Annotated in this window: 18 protein-coding genes, 1 tRNA gene and 1 pseudogene; 12 read left to right on the top strand and 8 right to left on the bottom strand. The window is 72.8% G+C overall.

The features are described 5' to 3' along the window. Positions 1-10 precede the first annotated feature (10 nt). On the top strand, positions 11-3,322 hold the full coding sequence (locus tag FPV26_RS07460; protein ID WP_246109238.1) for a pilus assembly protein: 3,312 nt from the start codon (positions 11-13) through the stop codon (positions 3,320-3,322). A gap of 2 nt (positions 3,323-3,324) precedes the next feature. After that, positions 3,325-3,741, top strand: coding sequence for a type IV pilin protein (locus FPV26_RS07455; RefSeq protein ID WP_147653229.1), 417 nt, complete (start codon positions 3,325-3,327; stop codon positions 3,739-3,741). 12 nt (positions 3,742-3,753) lie between these two features. Here FPV26_RS07455 and FPV26_RS07450 read toward each other — a convergent pair whose 3' ends face one another. The 3 genes from FPV26_RS07450 to FPV26_RS07440 form a co-directional block, all read right to left on the bottom strand. Then, a complete protein-coding gene (locus FPV26_RS07450; RefSeq protein WP_147653228.1) occupies positions 3,754-4,437 on the bottom strand; it encodes an alpha/beta hydrolase in 684 nt (227 codons plus the stop codon). 117 nt (positions 4,438-4,554) lie between these two features. Then, complete coding sequence (locus FPV26_RS07445; protein ID WP_147653227.1) at positions 4,555-5,070, bottom strand: c-type cytochrome; 516 nt, start codon at positions 5,068-5,070, stop codon at positions 4,555-4,557. 100 nt (positions 5,071-5,170) lie between these two features. Then, positions 5,171-5,247, bottom strand: a tRNA-Arg gene (locus tag FPV26_RS07440). 105 nt (positions 5,248-5,352) lie between these two features. On the opposite strand from FPV26_RS07440, the gene ubiA reads away from it, so the two are divergent. Further along, a complete protein-coding gene (ubiA, locus tag FPV26_RS07435) occupies positions 5,353-6,267 on the top strand; it encodes a 4-hydroxybenzoate octaprenyltransferase (RefSeq protein WP_147653226.1) in 915 nt (304 codons plus the stop codon). Positions 6,268-6,271: 4 nt separating this feature from the next. Next, on the top strand, positions 6,272-7,714 hold the full coding sequence (locus FPV26_RS07430) for a short-chain fatty acid transporter (RefSeq protein ID WP_147653225.1): 1,443 nt from the start codon (positions 6,272-6,274) through the stop codon (positions 7,712-7,714). On the opposite strand, the gene FPV26_RS07425 is transcribed toward FPV26_RS07430, so the two are convergent. Then, positions 7,711-8,466: a ComF family protein gene (locus tag FPV26_RS07425; protein ID WP_147653224.1), complete on the bottom strand. Its 756-nt coding sequence runs from the start codon at positions 8,464-8,466 to the stop codon at positions 7,711-7,713. The two genes, FPV26_RS07430 and FPV26_RS07425, sit on opposite strands and share 4 nt — an antisense overlap. 49 nt (positions 8,467-8,515) lie before the next feature. Here FPV26_RS07425 and bioB point away from each other — a divergent pair, with 49 nt between their 5' ends. Genes bioB through bioC form a run of 4 tightly spaced genes read left to right on the top strand, consistent with a single transcriptional unit; the run spans position 8,516 to position 12,430 of the window. Beyond that, positions 8,516-9,544, top strand: coding sequence for a biotin synthase BioB (bioB, locus tag FPV26_RS07420; protein WP_147653223.1), 1,029 nt, complete (start codon positions 8,516-8,518; stop codon positions 9,542-9,544). Next, positions 9,541-10,749: an 8-amino-7-oxononanoate synthase gene (gene bioF / locus FPV26_RS07415; RefSeq protein ID WP_425473075.1), complete on the top strand. Its 1,209-nt coding sequence runs from the start codon at positions 9,541-9,543 to the stop codon at positions 10,747-10,749. Before bioB ends, bioF begins: the two co-directional genes overlap by 4 nt. Before the next feature lie 5 nt (positions 10,750-10,754). Further along, entirely contained in the window at positions 10,755-11,525 is a 771-nt protein-coding gene (gene bioH / locus FPV26_RS07410) for a pimeloyl-ACP methyl ester esterase BioH (protein ID WP_147653315.1), read from the top strand. Beyond that, the gene (bioC, locus tag FPV26_RS07405) at positions 11,522-12,430 is read left to right on the top strand and encodes a malonyl-ACP O-methyltransferase BioC (protein ID WP_147653221.1); all 909 of its coding nucleotides are present in this window, start codon (positions 11,522-11,524) and stop codon (positions 12,428-12,430) included. The genes bioH and bioC overlap by 4 nt, the downstream gene beginning before the upstream one ends. Here bioC and FPV26_RS07400 read toward each other — a convergent pair. The 4 genes from FPV26_RS07400 to FPV26_RS07385 form a co-directional block, all read right to left on the bottom strand. After that, positions 12,384-13,907, bottom strand: coding sequence for an ArnT family glycosyltransferase (locus FPV26_RS07400; RefSeq protein ID WP_147653220.1), 1,524 nt, complete (start codon positions 13,905-13,907; stop codon positions 12,384-12,386). The two genes, bioC and FPV26_RS07400, sit on opposite strands and share 47 nt — an antisense overlap. 75 nt (positions 13,908-13,982) lie before the next feature. Next, positions 13,983-14,408, bottom strand: a complete 426-nt coding sequence (locus tag FPV26_RS07395) for a nuclear transport factor 2 family protein (RefSeq protein ID WP_147653219.1) — start codon at positions 14,406-14,408, stop codon at positions 13,983-13,985. A gap of 3 nt (positions 14,409-14,411) precedes the next feature. Next, positions 14,412-15,395 carry a pyridoxal-phosphate dependent enzyme gene (locus tag FPV26_RS07390; RefSeq protein ID WP_147653218.1) on the bottom strand — a complete coding sequence of 328 codons (984 nt, stop codon included), beginning with the start codon at positions 15,393-15,395 and terminating at the stop codon, positions 14,412-14,414. Between the two features lie 10 nt (positions 15,396-15,405). After that, positions 15,406-16,335, bottom strand: coding sequence for a DMT family transporter (locus tag FPV26_RS07385; RefSeq protein WP_147653217.1), 930 nt, complete (start codon positions 16,333-16,335; stop codon positions 15,406-15,408). A gap of 145 nt (positions 16,336-16,480) precedes the next feature. On the opposite strand from FPV26_RS07385, the gene FPV26_RS07380 reads away from it, so the two are divergent. The 4 genes and pseudogenes from FPV26_RS07380 to FPV26_RS12750 all read left to right on the top strand — a co-directional run. Continuing rightward, complete coding sequence (locus FPV26_RS07380; RefSeq protein ID WP_147653216.1) at positions 16,481-17,122, top strand: hypothetical protein; 642 nt, start codon at positions 16,481-16,483, stop codon at positions 17,120-17,122. Between the two features lie 418 nt (positions 17,123-17,540). After that, on the top strand, positions 17,541-19,430 hold the full coding sequence (gene mnmG, locus FPV26_RS07375; protein ID WP_147653215.1) for a tRNA uridine-5-carboxymethylaminomethyl(34) synthesis enzyme MnmG: 1,890 nt from the start codon (positions 17,541-17,543) through the stop codon (positions 19,428-19,430). A gap of 32 nt (positions 19,431-19,462) precedes the next feature. Continuing rightward, complete coding sequence (locus FPV26_RS07370; RefSeq protein WP_147653214.1) at positions 19,463-20,713, top strand: sialidase family protein; 1,251 nt, start codon at positions 19,463-19,465, stop codon at positions 20,711-20,713. Between the two features lie 281 nt (positions 20,714-20,994). Beyond that, positions 20,995-21,190: pseudogene (locus FPV26_RS12750) on the top strand (IS30 family transposase); the annotation flags it as partial.

Genomic DNA, 21,190 nt, shown 5'->3' with positions numbered 1-21,190 from the left:
AGGACGGATCATGAAGACCCTGCGAACTGCTGCCCCGCGTCCGTCGCGCGCCCTCGGCTCCCGCTGGCTGCCGGCGCTGGCCGCCTGCCTGGCCACCCTGCTGGCGCTGCCGTTGCATGCGGTCACGATCCCGAACATCCCGTTGCAGTCCGGCACCGAGTCCCCGCCGCCGAACGTGATGTTCATCCTCGACGACTCCGGCTCGATGACCTGGATCGGGATGCCGGCCTCGCTCGCGGATCCGGACTACCGCCTGGGCGTGAGCGGAGAACGCAACCTCGACGACAGCCGGATCACCGATGCGTCGTACGTCCACAACACCATCTATTACAACCCGGCGATCACTTACCGGCCGTGGATGCAGGCGAACGGCACGCGCTACCCGGATGCGTCCTACCGCGCTGCCTCGCGTCATCCCGCGTTGCTGACCGACCCGGAGGATCTGGCCGCCTCGGTGCAGACCTTCTACGTGCCCAAGACCGCGGGCACCACCAGCACCCACAATGCCGACTACTACCGTTACCAGATCCGCAACGTGGGCGGCACGCTGCGGGTGGTGCGCAGCGAGTGGCTCGAGGTCACCAGCGGCAACCGCGGCCAGAACAACGCCGGCTGCAACACATCCGAAAAATACTTCTGGCGCAACTGCACCTTCGCCACGCCCACCGGCCGCAGCGATGCGGAGGAAATGGCCAACTACGCCAACTGGTACGCCTACCACCGCTCGCGCATGAAGGTGGCCAAGGCCGGCGCCAGCGAGGCGTTCTCGCAACTGGCGGGCAGCATGCGGGTGGGCCTGGACACGATCAACCGCAACATCGGCGGCCTCCCGTTCGAGATTCCGGTCGGCACCGACAACGGCCTGTTCAGCGGCAGCAACCGCAGCACCTGGTTCCAGCGGCTGCACGACGCCAGGGCCAGCGGCGGCACGCCGCTGCACCGCGCCCTGCAGCGCGCGGGCGAATACTACTCGCGCAGCGATGCCGCCGGCCCGTACGGCCCCGAATCCGGCAGCGCGCAGGTCAGCTGCCGGCAGAACTTCGCGATCCTGACCACGGACGGCTACTGGAACAGCACCAGCGGCTACACCCCGGTGGGCGATGCCGACGGCACCGCGGGCCCCACCATCACCGGCCCGAATGGCCAGACGTACACCTACACGCCGGCGCGTCCGTACATGGACAACTTCGCCACCACTCCCAACACCCGGCCCGACACGCTGGCCGACGTGGCGATGCATTACTGGAAGCGCGACCTCCGGCCAGGCAGCGGTGGCCTGGAAAACAACGTCGCCACCTCCAGCGCCGACCCCGCTTTCTGGCAGCACATGGTCACCTTCGGCGTCTCCATCGGCCTGCGCGGCCGACTGGATCCGAAAAGTGATCTGACCTCGATCACCAACGGCAGCAAGCGCTGGGGCGATCCGACCGATGTCGAGGACGCCGACCGCATCGACGACCTGTGGCACGCCAGCGTCAACGGCCGCGGCAACTTCGTCGCGGCGCAGGATCCCTCCGAATTCGCCCGGGGACTGGCCGACGCCCTGCTGACCGTGACCACGCGCGAGGGCTCCGCGTCGAACGTGGCGGTCAACAGCACGGCCTTCATCAACAACAACTACGTGTACCAGGCCAGCTACAAGCCGGGCCGCTGGGCCGGCGAGCTGGCCGCCTACGTCGCCACCAATGCCGGCGTGGCGACCAAGCCGGTGTGGCGCGCGAGCCACCAGATCCGGGTGACCGGCCGCAGGGTCTTCACCTGGGACGGCCGCAACGGCGACACCTTCCCGACCAGCGCCCAGACCAGCGCGCTCGCCCGCACCACCGGACTGGCGCCGGTGAGCGGCAGCGACAACGCGGCCTACCTCCTCGGCGACACATCCAAGGAGCGCCGCAAGGGCGGCACGCTGCGCGACCGGCATGGCGTGTTCGGCGACGACGGCGTGTTCCCGCCCGACGGCCTGCTGGGCGACATCGTGAACTCCTCGCCGTTCTACGTGAAGGAGACGGAAACCATTTTCGTGGGCGCCAACGACGGCATGCTGCACGCCTTTGACGCCACGACCGGGGCCGAGCGCTTCGCCTACGTGCCTGGCGGCATCGATCTGGCCGCGCTGGCCACGCTGAGCGACCCGCAGTATTCGCACCGCTATTTCGTGGATGGCCCGGTCACGGTCTCCACCCGGCAGCAGACGCCGGGCAGGAACTACCTGGTCGGTGCCCTGGGCCGGGGCGGCAAAGGCCTGTTCGGGCTCGACGTGACCAACCCGGCCGGTTTCGGCCGCAACGATGTGCTGTGGGAGCTCGGCGGCAGCAACGCCAACATGGGCATGGTGCTGGGCGAACCGCTGATCGTGACCCTCAACAACGGGGCCAAGGCCGCGGTCGTCGGCAACGGCATCAACAGCACCAATGGCCGAGCGGTGTTGTTCCTGATCAACCTCACCACCGGGGCGGTGATCCGCGAGCTCGACACCGGCATCGGCGGCGACAACGGGCTGATGGCGCCGCGCGGCCGCGACGTCAACGCCGACGGCGTCGTGGACTACGTCTATGCCGGCGACCTCAAGGGCAACCTGTGGAAGTTCGACCTCAGCGGAGCGACCGCCTCCGAGTGGAAGATCGCCCTCGGCGGCCGGCCGCTGTTCACCACCCGCAGCGGGCAGCCGATCACCGGCGGCGTGGCGATCGCGCGCAATCCGCTCGACGGCCGCGCCTGGGTGTTCTTCGGCACCGGCCGCTTCCTGAGCACCTCCGACCTCACCGACACCACCGTGCAGTCCCTGTACGGGCTCATCGACGATGGCAGCGCGCCGGTGGCGGCGACCGACCTGGTCAAGCGCGACATCGTGCTGGTGAGCGGTGGCGCGCGCGCGTTCGAGAAGCATGCGGCGCTGCCGTCCGGCAAGAAGGGCTGGTACATCGACTTCGACAATCCCTCGCCGGGCGAGCGGTTCACCACCCGCCCCATCCTGCGCGGCAGCGTGCTGGTGATCGCCAGCATCATTCCGCCGAGGGCGGCGACATGCGAGCCGGGCGGCGACGGCTACATCAACGCGGTGGATGCCTTCAGCGGATCCAGCACCGCAAGCAGCTACTTCGACGTGAACCGTGACAACAAGGTGGACAAGGGGGACGACCTCGACAGCAATGGCACGGTGGCCGGCTCGATCAAGCTCGGCATCGGCATGCCCACCCAGCCGACGATGATCGACGAGCTGCTGGTGGTCGGCGGTTCCGACGCCAAGGTGGGCTCGGTGCTGACCGGCCGGGTCACCGGCGCGCCGCGACGCATCATGTGGCGCGAGATCATCCGGGATTGAACATGTGCGCGTACGGCGGACAGCGCAACGGCGGGCCGCGCAGGATGCGCGGCTTCACCCTGATCGAGCTGATGATCGCGGTGGCGATCGTCGGCATCCTCGCCGCGCTGGCGGTGGCCGGTTACGAGTTCGCCATCCTCAAGAGCCGCCGCAGCGAGGCCCAGGCCTGCCTGACCGAGGCCGCGCAGGCGATGGAGCGCCACTACACACTCAACATGCGCTACACCGGCGCGGCCCTGCCGGGTTGTGCCGCGCGCCTGGCCGAGCACTACACGATCGAATTTGCCGCCGGCGAGCCCACCGCCACCAGTTTCGCCATCACCGCCGCCCCGCAGGGGCGGCAGCAGCGCGAAACCTCGTGCGGCACGATGGGCATCAACCACCTCGGCCGCAAGACGCCGGAGGAAGGCTGCTGGTAGCCGCCCGGTGCCTCACGTGTCCGGCTCGGGCAGGTACGGCCGCACCCCGCTCTTGATCGCCCCGCGCAGGTCCATCAGCTTGCGGTGGAAGAAGTGGCCGGTCTCGGGCATCAGCACCAGCTCCGGTGGCGGCTGCCGGGTCTCGGCCCAGGCGCGCACCGCCTGCGCGTCCACGATCTCGTCGTCCTCGCCCTGGATCACCAGCCACGGGCAGTTCGGCGGTTCGATCGCGGCGAAGTCCCAGTGGCGCCCCACCGGCGGGGCGATGGACAGCAGCAGTTGCGGCTGCAGCTGCGCCGCCATCCGCAGCGAGACGTAGGCGCCGAAGCTGAAGCCGGCCAGCCACAGCTGCGCCTGCGGCCGCTGCGCGCGCACCCAGGCCACCACCGCGCGCAGGTCCTCGCCCTCGCCCTGGCCATGGTCGAAGGTGCCGGCGGAATGGCCGGCGCCGCGGAAGTTGAAGCGCACGGTGGCCGCGCCGCATTCGCGCAGGGCGCGCGCGGTCATCGTCACCACCTTGTTGTGCAGGGTCCCGCCCTCGGTCGGCAGCGGGTGGCAGACCACCGCCACCAGCGGCCGCGGCGGGGCCTCCGGCTCGGGCAGATCCACGACCAGCTCGAGGGGGCCGGCGGGGCCCGGGAGCATCAGGGGATGGCCGGTGGCGGTCGGGATGGTGGGGAAGGCGGGCGTGTTCATCCCGGAAATCATGCCCGAGGGCGTGTTGGCAGTGCGCAAGCGCGGCCGGACGCGGGGGCCGGAAACGCCGACGCCGCCCGCAGGCGGCGTCGGAAAGACCGGGCGGGGCCGGACGGCTTACTTCACGTTCGCCAGCATCCAGTCCACGGTGGCCTTGACCTGCTCGTCGGTCAGGGCCGGGTTGCCGCCCTTGGCCGGCATCACCCCGGCGCTGCCCTGGAAGCCCTCGATCGCGTTCTTGTACAGGGTCTCCACGCCCTTGGCGGCGCGGGCGCCCATGCCTGCGGCGGTCAGGGTCGGCGCGCCGCCGGCGCCCGAGGTGTGGCAGCCGGTGCACAGGTTGTTGTAGATCACCGCGCCGTCGAGGGTGCCGCCGTAGGCGACCTGCGAGGCCGCCGCGGCCGCGGCCGCCGCCTGCGCCGCGGCCTGCTCGGCCGCGCCGGTGGCGCCCGCGTACACCGCCCCGGCCGGCGCGATCCGCGCCTCGGTGGCCTTGACCACCGCCGGGTCCGGCTCCTGCGGCAGCACGCCGTGCAGGTGGCGGGCGAACAGGATCAGGCCGAGGGTGAGCAGCGCCAGGAAGCCGATCACCATCGAGAATTTCTTGAGGAAGTCGAGGTCGTAGTTGCGCACGGTGCCGTCCTGTCGCGCGGCGCGCGCCGCGCAGGGCTGGGGCCAAAGACCGCGAATTATTCCAGAAGCGCCGCAGCGGTGCGAGCGCCGGGAGGGAAGGTGGCGCGCCCGGAGGGATTCGAACCCCCGACCAACGGCTTCGGAAGCCGCTACTCTATCCGGCTGAGCTACGGGCGCGCGGGAAAACAGCCGCGCCTTGAGAGCGCGGGGCGCAATTCTCGCACAGCTGCACCGGCGCCGGCCACGGCGGCCGCGGCGCGTGCGGCTGCTAGGCTGTCGGCGATGAGCTACGAACGCGACTATCCCCCGCTCCCGGAACCGGTGCCGCGCTGGCGCGAACGGCTGGGGCAGTACTGGAGGCTGGTGCGCGGCGACCGCCCGATCGGCTGGCTGCTGCTGCTGTGGCCGACCTGGTGGGGCCTGTGGCTGGCCGCCGGGGGCGTGCCGCCGGCCTGGCCGCTGCTGGTGTTCACCCTCGGCGTGTGGCTGACGCGTTCGGCCGGCTGCGTGATCAACGACTACGCCGACCGCTGGCTCGACCCGCACGTGGAGCGCACCCGGACGCGGCCGCTGGCCACCGGCGCGGTGTCCGGGCGCGAAGCGCTGGCGCTGTTCGCGGTGCTGATGCTGGTGGCCTTCGCGCTGGTGCTGACCCTGAACCGGCTCACCGTGCTGCTGAGCGTGGTCGGGGTGGTGCTGGCGGCCACCTATCCGTACCTGAAGCGCTACACGTACTTCCCGCAGGTCTATCTGGGGCTGGCCTTCGGCTGGGGCATCCCGATGGCGTTCGCGGCCTTGCAGGGCGAGGTGCCGCCGCTCGCCTGGCTGCTGTACGTGGCCAACATCTTCTGGGCCACCGCCTACGACACCTGGTACGCGATGGTGGACCGCGACGACGACCTGCGCATGGGCGCGAAGTCCACCGCGATCCTGTTCGGCGAACTCGACCTGGTCGCGCAGGGAGTGCTGTACGCGCTGTTCTTCATCGCGCTGATCCTGGTCGGGCGGCAGGCGCAGCTCGGTATGTACTGGTGGGCCGGGCTGGGCGTGGCGGCGCTGCTGGTGCTGTACCAGTTCGCGCTTGCGCGCCGGCGCGAGCGTGCGGCCTGCTTCCGTGCCTTCCTCCACAACCACTGGGTGGGAATGGCGGTGTTCGCCGGGCTGGCGCTGGAGTACGCGGTGGGGCAGGGGGGCTGAGCCGATGCAGGACCCGCGGGCGCCGCAAGTGGGCTGGACGGTGCGCGCCGCGCTGCGCAGCGCGGCCTTCGCCGAACGCTGGTTTCCCGATGCCTGGGTGTTCGCCGCGCTCGCGGTGCTGATCGTGGCCGCGGCGGCGCTGGCCACCGGCGCCACGCCGCAGGCCACCGCGCAGGGCTTCGGCAAGGGCTTCTGGAGCCTGATCCCGTTCACCATGCAGATGGTGTTCGTGGTGATCGGCGGCTACGTGGTCGCGACCGCGCCGGTGGTCGCGCGCCTGATCGAACGCCTGGCGCGGGTGCCGCGCAGCGGGCGCGGCGCGGTGGCGTTCGTGGCCACCCTCTCGATGCTGACCTCGCTGCTGTCGTGGGGCTTCTCGCTGGTGTTCGCCGGGCTCCTGGTGCGCGCGCTGGCGCGGCGTGCGGAACTCGACATGGACTACCGTGCGGCCGGCGCCGCGGCCTATCTGGGCCTGGGCGCGGTGTGGGCGATGGGGATCAGTTCCTCGGCCGCGCAATTGCAGGCCAACCCGGCCAGCATGCCGCCGGGGCTGGTCGAGATCACCGGCGTGCTGCCGTTCACCCAGACCATCTTCCTGTGGCAGTCGCTGCTGCTGACCGCGATCCTGGTCGCGGCCTCGGTGTGGGTGGCGTGGTTGACCGCGCCGACCGGCGCGGCCGCGCGCACGGCGCAAGCGTTCGAGCTCGCGCCGGAGCCGACGCGGCAGGCGCTGCCGCCGCGCACCCGCCCGGGCGAATGGCTCGAGTACAGCCCGCTGCTCACGGTGCTGCTGTCGCTGCTCGCGTTCGGCTGGCTGCTCGGCGAGTTCGTGTCGAAACCGGCGGTGGTGGCGATCGCCGACCTCAACACCTACAACCTGCTGTTCCTCGCCCTCGGCCTGCTGCTGCACTGGCGGCCGCGCAGCTTCCTGGATGCGGTCGGCCATGCGGTGCCGGCCACCACCGGGGTGCTGGTGCAGTTCCCGCTGTACGGCGGGATCGCGATGCTGCTGACCCAGGTGCCCGGCGCCGACGGCGCCACCCTGGCGCAGCGGCTGTCCGAGGTGTTCGTGCGGATCACCACCCACGACACCTTCGCCGTGGTGATGGGCACGTATTCGGCGGTGCTCGGTTTCTTCGTCCCCTCCGGCGGCGGCAAGTGGATCATCGAGGCGCCGTACGTGATGCAGGCGGCGAACGCGCTGCAGTACCACCTCGGCTGGGCGGTGCAGATCTACAACGCCGCCGAGGCGCTGCCGAACCTGATCAACCCGTTCTGGATGCTGCCGCTGCTGGGCGTGCTGGGGCTGAAGGCGCGCGACATCGTCGGCTTCACCTTCGTGCAGCTGCTGGTGCACATCCCGCTGGTGCTGGGCCTGTTGTGGCTGCTGGGGACCACCCTGACCTACGTCCCGCCAGTCATGCCCCCGGCCACAGGGGCTGGCTAGGGCGCCCGCGCGCACACCCACGCCTCCACCCGCGCCACGCCCGCGCGCGTGAGCGCGTCCGCCGCCGCGTGCAGGGTCGCGCCGGTGGTCATCACGTCGTCCACCAGGGCCACGTGCGCGGGCAGCGCTGCGCCGGGCCGCACGACGAAGGCCCCGGCGAGGTTGCGGTGGCGTTCGGCCGCATCCCGCTCGGACTGGGCGCCGGTGGCGCGCACCCGCACCAGCGCGCGGTCGAGCAGCGGCAGGCCGAGCGCGCGCGCCAGCGGCGCGGCCAGTTCCCGCGCCTGGTCGTAGCCGCGCCGGCGCAGGCGCGCGGCGTGCAGCGGCACCGGCAGCAGCGCCTGCGGGCGCGGCCAGCCGGCGCCGGAACCGGCCATCAGCTGCGCCAGCAATGCGCCGGCGGCGAGGTCGCCGTGGAACTTGAACCGGCGCAGCAGCCCGTCCACCGGCGCGGCATAGACGAAAGCGGCGTGCACCGCCGCCAGCGGCACGGCGGCCGACCGGCACGCCCCGCAGCGGGGTGCGGCCGGGGCCGGCAGCGGCTGGGCGCAGCCGGGGCAGGCGATCCGGTTCCAGGGCAGGGCGGCCTCGCAGGCGGGGCACAGGTCCAGGGCCTCGCCGCCGGGCGCGCCGCAGACCAGGCAGCGGGTCGGCAGCAGCAGGCGGCTGGCGTCGTTGCGCAGCCAGAAGCCGAGCCGCGCGGTCAGGCCGTCAACCGGGGCGGGGGCGGGTTGGTTGACAGGGACGGACATGGTTTCCAGACTGCCCGCCCCGCCTTCCTGCCGCCGTCGGACAACGCCCATGCCTGCCGTCAGTGCCCTCCGCCACGACTGGACCCGCGAGGAAGTGCTCGCGCTGTTCGACCTGCCGTTCCCGGAACTGCTGCACCGCGCCGCGAGCGTGCACCGCGCGCACTTCGACCCGAGCGAGGTCCAGGTCAGCACCCTGCTCTCGGTCAAGACCGGCGGCTGCCCGGAGGATTGCGCCTACTGCCCGCAGGCCGCGCGCTACCACACCGGGGTGCAGGCGACCAAGCTGATGGAGGTCGCGCAGGTGGTGGAGAAGGCGCGCCAGGCCAAGGCCGCCGGCGCCACCCGCTTCTGCATGGGCGCGGCCTGGCGCTCGCCCAAGGACCGCGACATCCCCAAGGTCGCGGCGATGATCGCGGAGGTGAAGGCGCTGGGGCTGGAGACCTGCGCCACCCTCGGCATGCTCAGCGACACCCAGGCGCGCGCGCTGAAGGACGCCGGCCTGGACTACTACAACCACAACCTCGACACCGCGCCCGAGTTCTACGGCGAGATCATCCACACCCGCGAGTACCAGGACCGGCTGCAGACCCTGGCCCACGTGCGCGAGGCCGGGCTGAAGACCTGCTGCGGCGGCATCGTCGGCATGGGCGAGTCGCGCGAACAGCGCGCCGGGCTGCTGCAGGCGCTGGCCAACCTGCCGGCGCATCCGGACTCGGTGCCGATCAACCGTCTGGTCCAGGTCGAGGGCACCCCGCTGCACGGCACCCGTGAACTGGATCCCTTCGAATTCGTGCGCACCATCGCAGTTACGCGCCTGCTCATGCCCCAGTCTATGGTCCGCCTGTCGGCCGGGCGCGAGACCATGAGCGACGAACTGCAGGCGCTGTGCTTCCTCGCCGGCGCCAATTCGATCTTCTACGGCGAGAAGCTGCTGACCACCGGCAACCCGGACGCCGCCCGTGACCAGGCCCTGTTCGCGCGCCTGGGCCTGAAGCCGATGCCGGTGGCGGCCGCCGAGGCCGAGGCCGACCCCTGCCGCGGCACCGTCCACGCCGCGATCACCGGCGAGGCCGCCTGATGCGGCCGTCGCTGCGCGAGCGGGTCGAGCAGCAGCGCGTGCAGCGCGCCGCGCTCGGCCGCACGCGCGCGCGCCGCACCGTCACCCGCCGCGACGGCGTGCGCCTGGAAGTGGACGGGCACTGGCTGACCGGATTCTGCGGCAACGACTACCTCGGCCTCGGCCAGCATTTCGCGGTCACCAACGCGCTGCAGGACGCGGCCTCGCGTGAGGGCGCGGGCGGGCTGGCCTCGCACCTGGTCTGCGGGCACCACGTCCTGCACCAGCAGCTCGAACGCGAACTCGCCGACTGGCTGGGCTATCCGCGCGCGCTGCTGTTCGGCAGCGGCTTCCTGGCCAACCTGGCGGTGGTGCAGGCGCTGCTCGGCGACGAGGACCTGTGCGTGCAGGACCGGCTCAACCACGCCAGCCTGATCGACGCCGCGCGCCTGGCCGGCTGCCGCCTGCGCCGCTATCCGCACGCCGACGCCGAAGGCGCGCTGCGCCAGCTGCGCAGCGTGCCCGACGGCGCGGCCCTGCTCGCCACCGACGGCGTGTTCAGCATGGACGGCGACATCGCCCCGCTGCGCGAACTGGCGCTGGTGGCGCGCGTGCAGCACGCGCTGCTGTACGTGGACGATGCGCACGGCGTCGGCGTGGTCGGGCCGGACGGGCGCGGCAGCGTGGCCGCGGCCCGGCTCGGAGTCGAGGCGGTGCCGTTGCAGCTGGCCACGCTCGGCAAGGCGCTCGGCGGCTACGGCGCGGTCGTGCTCGGCGAGGCCGCGCTGATCGAACACCTGGCGCAGAGCGCGCGCCCGTACCTCTACACCACCGCGCTGCCGCCGGCGCAGGCGGCAGCGACGCTGGCCGCGGTCAAGCTCGCGCGCAAGGACCAGTGGCGGCGCGACCGGCTGGCCGAACTCATCGCACGCCTGCGCGCGGGCGCGGCCCGGCATGGCTTCGAGCTGCTGCCCTCCGACACGCCGATCCAGCCGCTGCTGTGCGGCGAGGACGCGCGCGCGGTGGCGATGGCGCAGGCGCTCGAGGCGCAGGGGTTCTGGGCCGCGCCGATCCGCCCGCCGACCGTGCCCGAGGGCGGCGCGCGCCTGCGCATCACCCTCTCGGCCCTGCACACCGCGTCCGACGTGGATGCGCTGCTCGACGCGCTGGCCTGGGCGCGCGAGGCGGTCGAACGCGGCTACCGCGCGGACGCGGCGCAGGCATGAGCGACCTGCACGTCGAGCGCGCGGGCGCCGGCCCGCCGCTGGTGCTGCTGCACGGCTGGGCGATGCATGGCGGCGTGTTCGCGCCGCTGGTGGCGCGCCTGCGCGCGCACTGGACCCTGCACGTGGTGGACCTGCCCGGGCACGGCCGCAGCCGCGGCTGCGGCGTGCCGCTCGCGCTCGAGCCCTGCGTGGACGCGCTCTTCGACATCCTGCCGCCGGCGCCGTGGCTGGGCTGGTCGCTCGGCGGCCTGCTCGCGCTGCATGCCGCCGCGCGCGCGCCGGCGCGGGTGCCGGCGCTGGCGATGCTGTGCGCGACTCCACGCTTCGTGCGCGGCGAGGACTGGCGCTACGGTGTCTCGGCCGAGATCTTCCACGACTTCGCCCACGGCCTGCGCCACGACTATGCCGGCACGCTCGAGCGCTTCATCGCCCTGGAGGCGTTCGGCTCCGACCATGCCCGGGACGAGATCCGGATGCTGCGCCACGACCTGCTCGCGCGCGGCGAACCCGATCCGCACGTGCTCGCCGATGGCCTGGGGCTGCTGGAGACCACGGACCTGCGCGCGGCGCTGCCGACGCTGGCGGTGCCGAGCCTGTGGCTGGCCGGCCGCCGCGACCGCCTGGTGGATCCGCGCGCGATGCGCGAGGCGGCCGCGCGCGCGCCCGGCAGCGACATGCACGTGGTCGAACACGCCGGCCATGCCCCGTTCCTGACCCATGCCGACGCGGTGGCCGCGCACCTCGCCCCGTTCCTCGCCCGCGTGCCCGCGCCGTGACCGCCCTGTTCGACACCCGCCACGTGCGCCGCGCCTTCTCCCGCGCCGCGCCGGAGTACGCCGCCGCCGCGCGGCTGCAGCACGAGATCGAGTCGCGCCTGCTCGAATCGCTCGACTATCTCGCCGACCCCGCGCTCGCGCGCCCCGTGCCGGAGGTGGTGCTCGACCTCGGCTGCGGCCCCGGCCGCGCCGCCGCCGCGATGCAGCGGCACTGGCCGAAGGCGCGGGTGCTGGCGCTCGACCTGGCGCTGCCGATGCTGCGCCAGGTGCGCCGCCACGCCGGCTCGTGGCGGCCGTTCGCGCGCCGTCCCGCACCGGTGTGCGCCGACCTGCGCGCGCTGCCGCTGCGCGAGGCCAGCGTGGACGTGCTGTTCTCGAACCTGTGCCTGCAATGGATCGAGGACCTGCCGGCCGCGTTCGCCGAACTGCGCCGGGTGCTGCGCCCCGGCGGGCTGCTGCTGGTTTCGACCTTCGGCCCCGACACCCTGCACGAGCTGCGCGCGGCCTTCGCCAGCGCCGACGCGGTGCCGCACGTGAGCCCGTTCGCCTCGATCGCGCAGTTCGGCGACGCGCTGGTGCAGGCCGGGTTCCGCGATCCGGTGCTCGACCGCGACCTGCTGCGCACGCACTACCCCGACCTGCCGGCGCTGATGCGCGAACTGCGCGCGATCGGCGCCACCAACGCGCTCGCCGCGCGCCGGCACACGCTCACCGGCAAGGCCCGCTTCGCCGCCGCCGCCGCCGCCTACGAGGGCTTCCGCGACGCCGCGGGGCAGCTGCCCGCGAGCTGGGAAGTGATCACCGCGATGGCCTGGGCGCCCGAGGCCGGCACCCCGATCCGGCTCGGCGGCATGGAGGTCACCGCGGTGCCGGTGGCGCAGATCCCGATTCGCCGTCGCCGGTGAGCGCGGGGACCGGCACCACCCGGAACAGCACCCGCTCCCGGTAGGGCGTGCCGAGCGGAATGGCACGGTAGCCGTTGCGTGCGATCTGGGCCCGGACCTGCGGCCACAGCGCCTGCTTGGTGATCCAGACCACGTGCGGTTCGCGTTCGGCCAGTTCCACCGCCAGCGGCTCGTCGTACACGGGGTCGTAGGCCGGTTGCGGCGACGGCGTCAGAGTGATGCGCTCGACGGTGGCGCCCAGGTGCAGGTGCAGGCCATAGCGCGCCATGTCGTCCACGAACACGATCTCCCGGACCGGCGTGCCGGCGCGGGCGGTGATCGCCTCGGCCCACCCGGCGGCGTTCTTGTGCGTGGGCCAGAACACCGCGCCCAGCTTGATCGCCAGCAGTCCGGCCGCCCAGGCGAGCACGAAGCGCCAGCGCGGCGCCGGGCGCGCGTCGGCTGCGTACTGGCGGGCCACGACCACCGCCAGCGGCAGCAGCAGCGGCAGCACGTAGAGCGGCATCCGCGACCGCGCCACCAGCAGCATGGCCAGCGGCAGCAGCACCGTCACCGCCAGCAGCAGCTCGACCCGGTCGGCTGCCCGCGCCGATCCCGCACGCCAGCGCCGCAACCGCGCCGGCAGCGCCCGGCACCAGCGCCACAGCGCCGGTGTCCACGGCAGCGTGCCGAGGGTGAGCGTGGGCCCGTACACCACCAGCCAGCCGTACCACTCGCCGTGGCGGTTGAACTCATTGGTCGCGATCCGGTGCAGCACTTCGTCGCCGAGCCAGTGTTGCAGCAGGCCCGGATGCCCGCGGATTACCGCGACATACCAGGGCAGGGCGAGCAGGCCGAACAGCAGCAACCCGCTGGCGGTGAACAGGCGGTGCGCGCGCCGTTCCGGCAGCAGCAGGTCGTACACGGCCAGGGCCAGCAGCAGCAACAGCGCCGGCGGGCCCTTGGTCAGGAAGGCGAGCGCGAACCCCGCCCACATCAGCGCCAGCCACGCGCCGATGTGTCGGCCCGGGCCGAAGCGCGCCTCGACGTAGGCCCACAGCGCCAGGCCGGTCCAGAGCGCGAGCGGCGCGTCCGCGGTGATGACCTGGGAGGCGCCGAAGGTCAGCGGCATCAGCGCGTAGGCCAGCGCCGCCAGCCGTTCCTGCCCCGGCGCGAGCCGGCGCGCCAGGCGCCAGGCGAAGAACACGCAGGCCAGGTAGGCCAGCGCGCCGGGCAGCCGCGCCGCCCACGGCGAGTATCCGAACGTGCCGATGCTGGCGGCGATCGCCCAGTAGGTCAGTGGCGGCTTGGTCCAGTGCCCGACGTCGTCGCTGCGGCGCGGATTGAGCCAGTCGCCGCTCTCGAGCATGTGCAGGGCGACGTTGGTGTAACGACCCTCGTCCGGATCCCAGATGCCGCGGCTGCCGAGCCAGGCGAAGGCGAGCAGGAGGACGAGCGCGGCGCTCCAGGCGGCGGGCGAACGCAGGAGGCGGAGCATGCGGCAGGCGGCGACGAGGAGCGGCGCATCATGCCCGCCGCCTGCGTAAGAAACCGTTAGCCCGGGTGTCCGGCGTCAGGCCACCTGCGCCAGCCACTCCTGCAGGTTGTAGTAGTTGGTCACCCGCGCGATGCGGCCGTCGCGCAGGGTGAAGAACGCGCCGCCGGGCAGCACGTATTTCTGCCCGCGCGCCTTCGGCAGGCCGGCGTCGTCGGCGAGGTACTCGCCGTGCACCACGTACTCGGCCGCCGCACGCGAGCCGTCGGGCGCGGTCATCGCCACGATGTCGCGCAGCTGCTCGCGGTAGCAGCGCGCCATGCGTTCGAGGAAGGCGCGGAAGGCGGCCTTGCCGACCTCGCGCGGGCCCTGGTTGAGGTCGTGCACGACATCGTCGGTGAGCAGGGCAAGCATGCCGTCCCAGTCGCCGCGGTTGAAGGCCGCGTAGTAGGCGAGCACCAGTTCGATGGCACGGTCGTGCTGACGGGAGCCGTCGATCTTCATGGGTCACTCCTCCGCTGCGAGTGCGAACAGGGCCGGCAACGCGTCGAGGTCCACGTTGCCGCCGGACAGGATCACGCCCACGCGCTGGCCGGCGAAGCGTTCGCGGTGCTTGTGCAGGGCCGCCAGCACCACCGCCGAGGACGGCTCCACCACCAGTTTCAGCCGGGTCCACAGCAATCGCATCGCGGCCACGGTCTCGGCGTCGGTCACGGTCAGCGCCTCGACCCCGTGTGCACGCAGGATCACGAAGTCCTGCTCGCCGAGGGTGCCGCGCAAGCCGTCGCAGAGGGTGTCGGGAACGAAGTCGGTGACGCGTTCTCCGCGCGCCAGCGAGCGCGCGGTGTCGTCGGCGCCGGCCGGCTCGGCCACGAACACGCGACAGGCCGGCGCCAGCGCGGCCGCGGCCAGGGTGGTGCCGCTGGCCAGGCCGCCGCCACCGACCGGCACGACCAGCGCGTCGAGCGCACCGGCATGGCTGAGCAGCTCCAGCGCGGCGGTGCCCTGGCCAGCGATCACCTGCGGGTCGGCGTAGGGGTGGACCAGGCTCGCGCCGGTCTGCGCCTGCAGCTGCGCGCAGGCTGCCTCGCGCGCGGCGATGTTCGGCGCGCAGAAGTGCAGCGCGGCGCCGTAGCCCTCGATCGCGGCGAGCTTGCTGCGCACCGCGCCTTCCGGCACCACCACGTGGCAGGCGATCCCGCGCGTGCGCGCCGCCAGCGCCAGCGCCGCGCCATGGTTGCCCGAGGAATGGGTGACCACGCCGCGCCGGGCGACGTCCTCCGGCAGCGCCCAGACCGCGTTGCAGGCGCCGCGGAACTTGAACGCGCCGACACGCTGCAGGTTCTCGCATTTGAAGTGCAGCTCCGCGCCGACCAGCGCATCGAGCGCGCGCGAACGCAGCACGGGCGTGACGTGCGCGTGCGGCGCGATCCGCGCCGCGGCGGCGAGCACGTCGTCGAAGGTCGGCAAGGACATGGCGGCGGCGTTCATGCCGCGCATGCTAGCGCGCCCCGCGCCGGCCGAGCAGGCTGACCGCGGCCGAGCCGGCCACCACCAGCACCGCGCCGAGCCAGCCTGCCGGCGCGATCCGCTCCGGCGCCAGCAGCTGCGGCCACAGGGCGTGGGTGGCGGCGACCGCGGCGATGCACAGCAGCGGCGTGGTCGCCAGCACCGCCGACACGCGCGAGGCCTCCCAGTGCGCCAGCGCCTCGGCGAAGGCGCCGTAGGCGGCGATGGTGTTGAACGCGCAGTAGCCGAGCAGGGCCCAGTGCAGCGCGTCCAGCCGCAGCAGCGCCGAGGGCTGCGCGAACGGCCACAGCGCGAGCGTGGCCACCACGTAGATCGCGAGCAGGATCTGCATCGAGCCCAGGTGCAGCAGCAGCTGCTTCTGCAGCAGCGCGTACACCGCCCACACCAGCGCGCCGAGCACGACGAAGGCCGAGCCGAGCACGTAGCCGGGCGCCTGCGCGGCCGCGCGCAACTGGTCGCCGAAGAACAGCAGCATGCCTCCGGCGAGCAGCAGCAGGCCGAGCCACTGCGCGGCGCGGAAGCGCTCGCCGAACACCCAGATCCCGCCCAGCGCCATCAGCAGCGGCGCGAGCTGGATCAGCAGCTGCGCGTTCGCCGGCGTGGTGTGCTGCACGCCGAGCAGGTAGAACACGTAGTTGCCCACCAGCATCAGCGCCGCCACCAGCAGCATCGCCCAGCGCCGGCGGGTGAGCAGGCCGAAGCCGCGCAGCCGGCCGCGCCAGCCGAGCCACGCCGCGGTGACCGCGGCCGCGACCAGGAACCGGAACCAGGTCAGGGTGATCGGGTCGAGCAGCTCGAGGGTGAGCTTGAGCGCGATCGGCAGCGTCGCCCAGAACAGGGCCGTGGCCAGGCTCAGGGTGAGGCCGAGGCGCCAGTGGCCGGAGGCCTGGTGCAGGGTCATCGGGGCGATCCGGGAGGGGGCGCGTCATGCTGCCAGCGCCGGGGATGCGGCGCGAGCCCGGGGCGCGGGCTCCGTCCGGACGGATTAAGCACGGATTCAAAGCCGGGGTTCGATGCTGCCGACATCACGGAACGGGGGCCGCGCCATGATCCGCACACTGATTCCACCCGTCGCGGTTGCGGCGTTGCTGGCCGGCTGCGTCACCACCGCCGACTACCGCTACTACCAGGGCCGCGGCGACTACTACTACGGCCAACCCGCCGTCGAATACCGCGAGCACTACTACGGCCATCCGTGGAGCTTCTACGGTCATTACGGCTACCCGCGCGCGGGCTGGCAGCTCGGGTTCCGTTACGGCTATCCGTACTACCCCTACTACGGCTGGTTTCCGTATTACGGTTATCCCTACTACTGGCACCCGTATCCCTACGTGCACCGGCGGCCAGTGAAGCCGGGCGAATCGACCGTGGATCCCACGCCCGATCGTCCGCGTTCGCCGTGGCGCGATCTCGAGCACCTGCGCCGGCGTAGCGAGATGCGCGAGGACGCGCAGCACGGGATGCCGGGAGAGCCGCCGTTGCGTTCCGGCGATCCGCGCCTGGGCGATCCCGGGGGCGGGGAAGGGCCGCGTCGCCCGCGGGAGTGGACGGGCGAGGTGCGACCGCGGCTGGCCGAACCCGGTCCGCCGCCTGCCCGCAGCGCGCCACGCTGGCACGAAAGCGAGCGTCCCGCACCGCAGCCGGCGATGCGGCGTGTGCAAGAACGTGACGAAGAGCACACCCCGTAAGGCTTGCGCGCACGCACTGCGCGGCGCAAGCTAGGCCGCGAGTGACCTGCTGCGTCGCATTCCGACCAGGGTCACGGCAGTTTCGATGCCGGCGCCCGGCGGGGCCTTACGGATCCCCCCTGTTCCGCACACCCTGTCGGGCGCCGGCGCCCCATCCCCCCGGCACCGCCGGCCGCGCGCGGCATCCGCCAGTCCGGGCGGCGCCGCGCCAGAGGCAAAAAAATGGGGCCGGATGTCCCCCGACATCCGGCCCCCGCGCTCCCCCGACGTGCGCTGGCCGGCCCCTGTTCCAGTCCGGCCGACGCGTGGCGTCTGCCACGTCGGGTGCGGAGGAAATGACGCAGGAAGCATGCCAACTTTCCGGCCGCGGCCGCCCGCGGCGCCCTAGAATGTGCGGGTTTTCGCAGTTCCGGCCCTGATGCGCAGCAGCTTCTACCGCTACGACGTGATCGTGATCGGCGGCGGCCACGCCGGCACCGAGGCCGCGCTCGCCGCCGCGCGCGCGGGCTGTCGCACCCTGCTGCTGACCCACAGCATCGAGACCGTCGGCGCGATGAGCTGCAACCCGGCCATCGGCGGCATCGGCAAGGGCCATCTGGTCAAGGAGATAGATGCCCTCGGCGGGATCATGGCCCGCGCCGCGGACGCCGCCGGCATCCAGTGGCGCACGCTCAACGCCAGCAAGGGCCCGGCGGTGCGCGCGACCCGCTGCCAGGCCGACCGCGCGCTGTACCGCGCCTTCATCCGCCGCGCGATCGAGCGCCAGCCGAACCTGACCGTGTTCCAGGCCGCGGTGGACGACCTGGTGATCGAGGGCGATGCGGTGCGCGGCGCGGTCACCAACACCGGGCTCCGCTTCGAGGCGCCCGCGGTGGTGCTCACCGCCGGCACCTTCCTCGCCGGCCGGATCCACATCGGGCCGACCCAGTACAGCGCCGGGCGCATGGGCGACCCGCCCGCGACCACGCTCGCCGCGCGCCTGCGCGAGCGCCCGTTCGTGGTGGACCGGCTCAAGACCGGCACCCCGCCGCGCATCGACGGCCGCACCCTCGACTACGCGGTGATGGAGGAGCAGCCGGGCGACGAACCGCGCCCGGTGTTCTCGTTCCTCGGCACCCACGCCGACCATCCGCGCCAGGTCAGCTGCTGGATCACCCACACCTGCGAGCGCACCCACGACATCATCCGCGGCGCGCTCGACCGCAGCCCGCTGTACACCGGCCAGATCGAGGGCATCGGCCCGCGCTACTGCCCCTCGATCGAGGACAAGGTGGTGCGCTTCGCCGAGAAGCCCGCGCACCAGATCTTCGTCGAGCCGGAAGGGCTCGACGTGGTCGAGATCTATCCCAACGGCATCTCCACCTCGCTGCCGTTCGACGTGCAGCTCGAGCTGGTGCGCTCGATCCGCGGCTTCGAACGCGCGCACATCACCCGCCCGGGCTATGCGATCGAGTACGACTTCTTCGACCCGCGCGGGCTCAAGGCCTCGCTGGAGACCAAGGCCGTCGCCGGGCTGTTCTTCGCCGGCCAGATCAACGGCACCACCGGCTACGAGGAGGCCGCGGCGCAGGGCCTGCTCGCCGGCATCAACGCCGCACGCCACGTGCAGGCGCGCGCGCCGTGGTCGCCGCGCCGCGACGAGGCCTACCTCGGCGTGCTGGTGGACGACCTGATCACCCATGGCACCAACGAGCCCTACCGCATGTTCACCTCGCGCGCCGAATACCGGCTGCAACTGCGCGAGGACAACGCCGACCTGCGCCTGACGCCGGTCGGCCGCGAGCTCGGGGTGGTGAGTGATGCGCGCTGGGCCGCGTTCGAACGCAAGCGCGAGGCGGTCGCGCGCGAAGAGGCGCGCCTGCGCGCGACCTGGGCCGCCCCCGGCAACGCGCTCGGACGCGCCATCGCCGACACGCTCGGCGTCGAGGTCGGCCGCGAGACCACCGCCTACGACCTGCTCAAGCGGCCCGAGCTCGACTACGCCGCCCTGATGCGCGTGCCCGCGCTGGGCCCCGGCGTGGAGGATGCGAAGGTCGCCGAGCAGGTCGAGATCGGCGCGAAGTACTCGGGCTATCTCGACCGTCAGCGCGAGGAGATCGCGCGCCGCCAGCGCCACGAGCACACGCCGATCCCGGCCGATTTCGACTACGCCCAGGTGTCCGGTCTGTCGGCCGAGGTGCGGCAGAAACTGTCGCGCGTGCGCCCGCAGACCATCGGCCAGGCACAGCGCATCCCCGGCATGACCCCGGCGGCGATCTCGCTGCTGCTGGTGCACCTCACCCGCGCCCGGCGCAGCCAGGTCGCGTGAGCGCGCGGCGCGCTTGCGCTAGGCTGCAGCGCATGACCACCCTGCGCCCGCTGCCCGTCCTCGCCCTCCTGTTGCTCGCCGCCTGCGGACGCGAGCAGCCCGCCCCGGCGCCCGCCGCGCCGGAACCGCGTCTGGTGCGCCAGGACTGGACGCTGCCCGCACCGGCGCCGGCCGCGCAACCCGACCTGGTCGCCGCCGACGACGGCAGCCTGCTGCTGTCGTGGATCGCGCCGCAGGCGCCGGGTCACGCGCTGCAGTTCGCGCGTTTTGCCGGCGGGCGCTGGAGCGCGCCGCGCACGATCGCGCGCGGCGAGGACTGGTTCGTGAACTGGGCCGACACGCCGCACCTGCAGGCCACGGCCGACGGCGCGCTGTGGGCGCACTGGCTGCGCAAGTCGGCCGCCGCGCCCTACGCCTACGACGTGGTGCTGGCGCGTTCAGCCGACGGTGGGGCGACCTGGTCGGCGGGCGTGCGCGTCAACGACGACGGCACGCCCACCGAGCACGGCTTCGTCGCCCTGTGGCCGGCCGCGCACGACCGCCTCGGCATCGCCTGGCTCGACGGCCGCCATACCGGCGGCGGCGCGGGCGCCCACGAGGGCCACGGCGGCGGGATGATGACGCTGCGCGCGGCGGATTTTGACGCCGCGCTCGCGCGCCACGATGACACCGAGCTCGACGCCTCCACCTGCGACTGCTGCCAGACCGACGCCGCGCGCACGCCGCAGGGCACCGTGCTCGTCTACCGCGACCGCACCGCGGGCGAGATCCGCGACATCTACACCCTGCTGCATACGCCGCAAGGCTGGAGCGCGCCGCGCCGCGTGCACGCCGACGAGTGGAAGATGCCGGCCTGCCCGGTCAACGGCCCGGCGATCGCCGCGCATGGCGCCACCGTCGTGGTCGCCTGGTACACCGCCGCCGATGGCGTGCCCACGCTCAAGCTCGCCCGCAGCGACGACGCCGGCGCACGCTTCGCCGCGCCGGTCGTGCTCGACCGCGGCACCGCGGTGCAGGGGCGGGTGGACCTGGCCCACGACGGCCAGGCGGTGTGGGCGCTGTGGCTGCGCGAGGACGCGCAGGGCCAGTCGCTGCAGCTCGCCCGGCTCGCGCCGGACCTGTCGCGCACCTTGCAGCAGCTCGAACTCGCGCGCCTGTCCGGCCGCGGCCGCGGCACCGGCTTCCCGCAACTGGCGCTGCACGCCGGCCGCGCGCACGTGGTCTGGACCGATGTCCATGCCGGCGCGCCACGCCTGCACGGCGCGGTGGTCGGACTCGATTGAGCCCCGCACCGCCGGATCCGGTTTCCTGCGCCAGCTGGGGCGTGTCCTCGAGCGGCGTACTAGGGAAGGTCTGATCAACGCACTCTGATACTCGGATTTCAGCATCAGCGCGCCGGACCAGCCTCGATTTGATCGCTTTCCCACCATTTCCGGCGATTTTCGACGGGTTTCCCCGGTGGATTCAATTGGTCATCGCAACGGTAGCCTAACTGCCCCCTTGGGGGGAGGTACCGATGGCACGACGTGGACGACCGGGGCTGCCCGATGGGATGAGGCAGCAAGTGTGGCTGCTTTGGAAGCAGGGCCGGCCCGCCAGTGAGATTGGGCGGGCGCTGGGCTGCAAGGCGGCGGCGGTGCGTGGCGTATTGGCGGCGCACGGCGGGATCGCCCCTGCGGTGCGCATACGCCATGCCGCAGGCTTGACGCTGGCCGAGCGGGAAGAGGTTTCGCGTGGGCTGGCGGCCGGGTGGTCGTATC

This window comes from Vulcaniibacterium gelatinicum, assembly GCF_008033445.1.
Lineage (GTDB): Bacteria > Pseudomonadota > Gammaproteobacteria > Xanthomonadales > Xanthomonadaceae > Vulcaniibacterium_B > Vulcaniibacterium_B gelatinicum.
This window is presented reverse-complemented; position numbering and strand designations above follow the sequence as displayed.